Below are 6,615 nucleotides of genomic sequence, written 5' to 3'. Positions count from 1 at the left end.
ATCATATATTTACAGATAACTATATATAGTTATCTGTAAATATATGATTTACAGATAACTATTAAAAGAAGAAATTCTAGCCTATATAAACTTCTAAAATATAGACATGTTTCAACCAATTACACTAAATATTATCACTAACTTATACACAATCAGACATTCACAATAAACTTCGAGTCCTTAATTATGCAAAGGTGATCAGCAATATCTCTAAAACTTGTTGACATTATAGTATTCCTAGAAAATCATCACTTTAAGTTTAACAACTTATATTCTTACATATATATTTTTAAAAGAAAAGTATTATTCTGCCTCTATTGTTCTATCAAATAGTCAAACTAATTGATAATGATTTCCTATCAGGTTTTACAAATATACATTCATCCCCTATCGTTTCTACACTTTTCTTTTCTTAGTTTATCTAAAATATGGTATCTGATTTCACAAACACTTACCATAATAGATCATTTTTTGAGATTAAAACTTTGAATTTGGCCACCCAAATCCGACAAGAACATCACTTATTCCTCTTATATTTATTTAGTTGTGTTATATAAATGCATACTTATTAAAAAAATAAGGTGATGCAAGTTCCTTTTGCAGGACGGAACAATTCTGCTTTTTATTGAATATTTATAGTATCTCCTCCTTAATTCTATCACCCCAAATTCCTTCCTAAAATATCTTACAAACTTTCAAAAAAACTTTTGCATTAAAGCAAAAATCTATTACCTTTGCATTCGCTTAAAAGCAAAAGGTGAGGTCCGGTAGCTCAGCTGGATAGAGCAACAGCCTTCTAAGCTGTGGGTCGTGGGTTCGAATCCCGCTCGGATCACTAAAAGGTCGGAAAGTTGGAGACAACAAAACGCAAAAACAAGACAAAGGCTTCTAAATGACACATTTAGGAGTCTTTTTTTATTTCCCCCTATGACAACGATAGCCACGAAAAAGCAACTAAAAGACAGTTAATCGTTACCCAATTCGTTACCATTCTGAAAAATCAAACTAAGGTAACGATTTAGATCATAAGTTTCTCATTTGTCGAATATTGGCAGTGAAATATCTTCCAAAGAGTTGGAGTTAAATAATAGTTTTACCAACAAAAAAGAGAAGATTATGAAATCAACTTTCACCATCCTGTTTTATTTAAGGAAAAACAGAAAAAATGAGAATGGTCAAGTGCCTGTGATGGCTCGCATCACTATTAATGGAGAGATGACTCAATTCAGTACTAAGTTACAAATTGATCCCGACCAATGGGAACAAAAAATGGGACGAGGAATCGGACGCTCGTCTGAAATTATACAACTAAACAGATTATTGGATGCTATGCGGGTTAGAGCAACGGATCTGTATCACAAGTATCTGCACGAACAAGGCTATGTACTGCCTGAAAAAATCAAAAACATCTTATTAGGTATTGATACCGATAAAAGAAAAATGCTTCTGGAATATTTTACAGAGCATAATGAATTCTATAAACTCAAAATCGGAAACCACACATCGCATACGACACATATGCGTTACGAACTGACCAGACAACGACTGCAAGAGTTTATCAAGAAAGAAAACAAGTTGTCGGATATTCCGATTATAGAACTTACTCCCCTCTTTATTGAAAAATTCTTTTTGTTCTTGCAGAATGAACACGATTGTAGTAACAATACGGCGTTAAAATTTATACAACGTTTCAGAGCAGTATTCAATTATATCAAGAGTACGGGTGCAGATATTAAAGCGGACCCTTTTGCTAGTTTTAAATTTAAAACGACTAAAGTCGTTCGTGAAGTTCTTACACAAGAAGAAATTGATATAATCTACAAGAAAGAGTTTCTGACTGAACGACTTTGCCAGATTCGTGATGTTTTCATTTTTATGTGTTACAGCGGACTTAGTTATATTGATGTAGCTCAATTGACCGAAGATAATATCAAGACTGCTTTTGATGGGCATCAGTGGGTAATGACCAAGCGTCAAAAGACGAATGTACCATCCAATATCCGTTTACTTGAAATTCCTTTGGAAATTGTAGAGCGTTATAGAGGTAAGCAAAAAGATGGGAAGTTATTTCCTGTTTGTTCCAATCAGAAGATGAATGAATACTTGAAGGAAATTGCTACAATCTGTGGGATAACGAAGCCTATCACCTGCCACGTTGCCCGGCATACGTTCGGAAGTACGGTTACGCTCGCTAATGGAGTGCCTATTGAAACAGTTTCAAAAATGCTCGGACATACAGATGTAAGAACAACTCAAATCTATGCCCGCATTGTAGATAAGAAATTAAGTTCGGATATGGATAGCCTAGCTAGAGTCTACAAAACAAGAAAAACCGCTAAATAATACGACCTATGAAAACAGGATATATCAAATTTTCAGAAACGAATACCATCGAAGTGAAATTAGTAGATGGGACAGTTTGGATGACTATAAATGAGATTGCTGATTTATTCGGAGTGAATATTCCCGCAATAAATAACCAACAGAGAAGGATATTTAAAGATAATCTTTTGAAAGAAAATGAGGTTACCAAAGAGCATCGTTACACTTGCCCGAAGCACGGCGAGTGTATTCGGATATATTACAATTTGGAGGTAATTATCTTTTTAAGTTTTAGGATAGAAACGCTTTGTACAAAAGTGTTTAGGGAATGGGTATTTTCTTCATTACGCAAATCGAACAGCGAGTTTATCGACTGTAACTTAATTATCAAAGAGTATTCGTCATTTAATTTGAATTAATATGGAACTGCAAAAAATAGAAGAAAAGATAATTTTGATTCAAGATAAACAAGTTATTTTGGATAGTGATGTAGCTGAACTTTATGGTGTTAAGACCAAACGTATCAATGAAGCAGTGAAGAATAATCCTGATAAATTTCCTGATGAGTATATTATCTCCCTAACCGAAGAAGAGTTTGAAAATTTGCGGTCGAAATTTTCGACCACAAGATTAAATATGGCTAGAATTAGTCCAAAAGCTTTTTCTGAAAAAGGTTTGTATATGGTTGCAACAATACTCAAATCTCCTAAAGCAACCGAAACGACCATCGCCATTATTGAAACATTTGCAAAGGTTCGTGAATTATCTCGAAGTATGGCTGAGATTTCAGAAACTGCCGATAAGGAGATGCAAAAATCACTGATGCAACGAAGTGGAGAACTGATTTCAGATGTCTTGAGTAGTGATTTTCAAACTGTAGGAACAGAAACTACAATCGAGTTAAATTTTTCTGTGTTGAAAGTCAAGCATACAGTAAAAAAGAAACCGAAGGAGTGAATTGATACACATAACTTATATAGATGGGCTATCCGGATGGATAGCCTATTTTAATAATCTAACGAATTTTCTTTTTCATTTCTCCTGTTATAATTACTCCACGTTTCAACGGAGTTATCCATAGGTCGGTCGTTAGTTCAATAGGCAAAGGTATGTACGGATTTTAGTAGTACATATTCTAGTCCTTCGGATTTTCGAAACAAATCTTCCTCGTTCCTTTCAGGTGAGCGTATTTATTCCGAAAAAATATGCCTCGCTAAAATACCTATACCTCATTATTGCCCTTGAAACATAAAACGACCGACCGACGGATGACGCAAAAAAATGTCGCAATTATGAGAAACGAAACAAAAACAATGAAACAAAACTCCCTCCGCTCTGGAATCATCATAAAATTGGGGTTGTGGGCAGCAGTAGTGGCTCTTGGCTTATGGCTAATCAGTCAAGTGAGTATCAATATCCTTATGGTAGTAAGCCTCGTCAGTACCTATCTGATGATATGTTTACTTTTCAAAATTGTCAGGTTTCTGATAAAGGTTATTTTCTCTCTCCTGTCCCTTATCATTCTTACCTCCTTATTCCTAATGTTCTTCTTTTAAAAACACAGCTATGGACAACTATAAATCACTAGATAAATATCAAAAGTTAGAGCTAATGCAAGAAGTTAATTATTGCAGGGTTGAAAGGCATGAAGCTGCAAAATACTTGAAGGCTCTTTGGAAAAACGAAACGGATGTAATTGATTATTATGAGAGTTTTGGGGATTCTCCCCGACAAATCATTATGAACAAAAGAGATTACGACCGTCATCTACTATTCGGCTTTACGAAAAAAGAATTTAATAAATATGGATGGTTAGAGAGATCAGAGTTTTTGGAGAAAGAGCATTTTGAATTTCCACATCGGGATGGATGGGCAGTGAGCAATCATATAACCATTGGCAGAGGTATAAATGGAAAGTGGTCCTATGGAATGTCCTATTCTCATTCTACTGGAGGATCAGGTTATGGGCTAAATGCTTGGGGAAAAATCTTTGATTCCCGAAAAGAATGTCTAGTTACAGCATTGGAAGAAATGATGAAAGGCTTGAAAAGGGATTCTTCCGTCTCTGATAAATATACAACAAAGGTTCTAATGCAAGCTAAAGAACTATTTGATGAGCTTACAGGAAGAAAAGCAGTTCAGTTATCACTTTTCAATATATTGATCTAGTAATAAGTTGTTTATGTGTGTTTTTTTTAGAAATTGAAATAGCCTAATTTACTTTGTCTTCTAATAAGTCCATAATTGAATATTGTTGCATATGAAAATCATATCCTTCGTTGGATGGCTCTCCCCATTTAAAAATATAGTCATAATTTTTCATTATCTCGCCCTCAGCTATATTATCTCGCAAAAGCTTTCCATCTGTATTAAAATACTTCCATACACCGTCATCCAATGCCACTAGCTTAGATTCTTGCTTGTCATCAAATATAAAAAAAGGAATATCCAAAACAAGCTTTTCATATTTACAAGGTAAGATTTCTTTATGTTCCCATGATACAGCACCATACTTCCCATTTTTACGAACTTTGATGATACCTCCTGAAGGAATTCCTATATATTCGTACTCTATTGGAATAATAATATTCCCTTCATGAGATATAAGTCCATATTTACCATCTTTTCTCGCAAAATGAGCTTCGGGTCCATACTCTACCCATCCTGATAAAGCTCCATATATAATTGGAATAACAATATTGTTATCTTCATCTATTGTGCCAACTTTCCCATTTTGAACAACAATAAATCGAGTCTTTTCGGAATCAGAGTTATTATACCATGTATCGTAGATAGCATCGTACTCAAATGGGATTTTTATTCTACCTTTTTCATCATACATTCCAACCTTGCCTTCCTGATTCACATAAACTAGTCCATCTTTAATTTCATAGATGTATTTATAATTAAAGGGTTTGATGATTTTATTTTTGTGAGTGATATATCCATACATATCCCCCTTCTTTGCAATATATCCAGAAGAACTGCGCTGAAATAATGTATCGTATTCAAATGGTATGGTTTGTTGCCCCGAATAATTAACAACACCCTTTTTATCGTTTATATCTGAAACGACCAAATTACCATTCCAATCGATATAAGAAGCTATACCTTTTACAGGTATAACATTTATATTTTCGTCAAGAATCGTAATTTCCTTACCTTTAGTAGCCACAAAAATATCAGCATAATTAGAATACTGAGAAGGACGTTCTACAAATTCGTATTCGAGAGGTAATACTTGCTTACCGTATTCATCAATAATTCCATATATTCCTTTATTCGCGACTATAGCTTTTCTCCCTAGTCCAAAAGGTTTAGCAGTACCATATTTGCCAAATGGAACAATAAAATTCCCCTCTTTGTCAATATAGGCGAACTTTTCGTTTGTTTGTAAAAGCATTGAATCCTTAACTCTTTCGCTTCCATTCATATAATCGATATTATTCTTTATTTCACTTGAAAGCTTTTGGTTACCTCTGGATTTAACCAATATTGGAAGATTTTTGTCGTTAGTGGGAAGATATCCAAGTGGAGAACCTGTAACTATCTGATAATCTCTACAGTCTGTTAGTTTTTTACCTTCAAATGAAAAATTCGCCAATTCTTTATCTTTTGTAACAACAAAAAAGTCTTTTGTATCTGACCACTTTATTTTATCATATTCGAATGGTATAATAATTTTATTTACTGAATCGATTACTCCATATCTCCCATTTTTCAATAATATAGCAAGTCCGGGAGCATAAAAATAAGTGACATATGAAAAAGCATCGTATTCCAAGGGAATGACAATTTCTCCCTTACGATTTACGAAACCTTGTTTTTTATCCTTTATAACAGGGGCTAAGTCTACAGATCCAGAAAAGACTCCTACATCATCATAAATAAAAGAGATAAGTATATTTTCATTAATATCTATAAACCCCTCTTTATCTCCTTTTTTTGCCAAAATCATTCCTTTCTCATCTATTGGATTCAAGAACTTGTACTTACCCAAAGAAATAACGATTTTCCCTGCTTTATTTATGAAACCCCAAGAAGAATGATCCTTCGCTGCGATCCGAGAGTATTCTAAATCATAATTATTTGTAGAAGTTTCTGTTTTGTAGGTATAGTATTCTATTTCATTATTTTGACAAATACCAGTAGAATGTACTACCAGTAGACATATAGCCAATATTATTATTCGTTTCATAGCAAAACTAAATTTAAATATAAAAAACTTTACCATATATTTTAGTTTTAATATATGTTCTACTAGATTAGATAAGTTATCTTACTATATTCCAT

The 6,615-nt window shown here is 33.6% G+C and carries 6 protein-coding genes and 1 tRNA gene; 6 read left to right on the top strand and 1 reads right to left on the bottom strand.

The window, feature by feature from the left end; all coding sequences use genetic code 11:
• Positions 1 to 761: 761 nt before the first annotated feature.
• The 6 genes from JGH11_RS04990 (at position 762) to JGH11_RS04965 (ending at position 4,491) form a co-directional block, all read left to right on the top strand.
• Positions 762 to 835: transfer RNA gene (locus JGH11_RS04990), tRNA-Arg, on the top strand.
• Between the two features lie 281 nt (positions 836 to 1,116).
• The gene (locus tag JGH11_RS04985; RefSeq protein ID WP_201110469.1) at positions 1,117 to 2,343 is read left to right on the top strand and encodes a site-specific integrase; all 1,227 of its coding nucleotides are present in this window, start codon (positions 1,117 to 1,119) and stop codon (positions 2,341 to 2,343) included.
• Between the two features lie 8 nt (positions 2,344 to 2,351).
• On the top strand, positions 2,352 to 2,741 hold the full coding sequence (locus JGH11_RS04980; RefSeq protein ID WP_201110468.1) for a hypothetical protein: 390 nt from the start codon (positions 2,352 to 2,354) through the stop codon (positions 2,739 to 2,741).
• A 1-nt stretch (position 2,742) separates the two neighbouring features.
• On the top strand, positions 2,743 to 3,279 hold the full coding sequence (locus tag JGH11_RS04975) for an ORF6N domain-containing protein (protein ID WP_201110467.1): 537 nt from the start codon (positions 2,743 to 2,745) through the stop codon (positions 3,277 to 3,279).
• Positions 3,280 to 3,614: 335 nt separating this feature from the next.
• Positions 3,615 to 3,878 (top strand): hypothetical protein, encoded by a 264-nt coding sequence (locus JGH11_RS04970; protein WP_201110466.1) that lies wholly within the window; start codon positions 3,615 to 3,617, stop codon positions 3,876 to 3,878.
• A gap of 10 nt (positions 3,879 to 3,888) precedes the next feature.
• Entirely contained in the window at positions 3,889 to 4,491 is a 603-nt protein-coding gene (locus JGH11_RS04965) for a hypothetical protein (RefSeq protein ID WP_201110465.1), read from the top strand.
• 43 nt (positions 4,492 to 4,534) lie between these two features.
• Here the strand turns inward: JGH11_RS04965 and JGH11_RS04960 are convergent, their stop codons facing one another.
• Positions 4,535 to 6,520 (bottom strand): WG repeat-containing protein, encoded by a 1,986-nt coding sequence (locus JGH11_RS04960; RefSeq protein ID WP_201110464.1) that lies wholly within the window; start codon positions 6,518 to 6,520, stop codon positions 4,535 to 4,537.
• Between the last annotated feature and the right edge of the window lie 95 nt (positions 6,521 to 6,615).

Origin of the sequence: Dysgonomonas sp. Marseille-P4677 (assembly GCF_016652235.1) — a bacterium.
In the GTDB taxonomy this organism is placed as follows: domain Bacteria; phylum Bacteroidota; class Bacteroidia; order Bacteroidales; family Dysgonomonadaceae; genus Dysgonomonas.
Note: the sequence above shows the minus strand (reverse complement) of the source record. Positions and strands in the feature narration are given on the sequence as shown.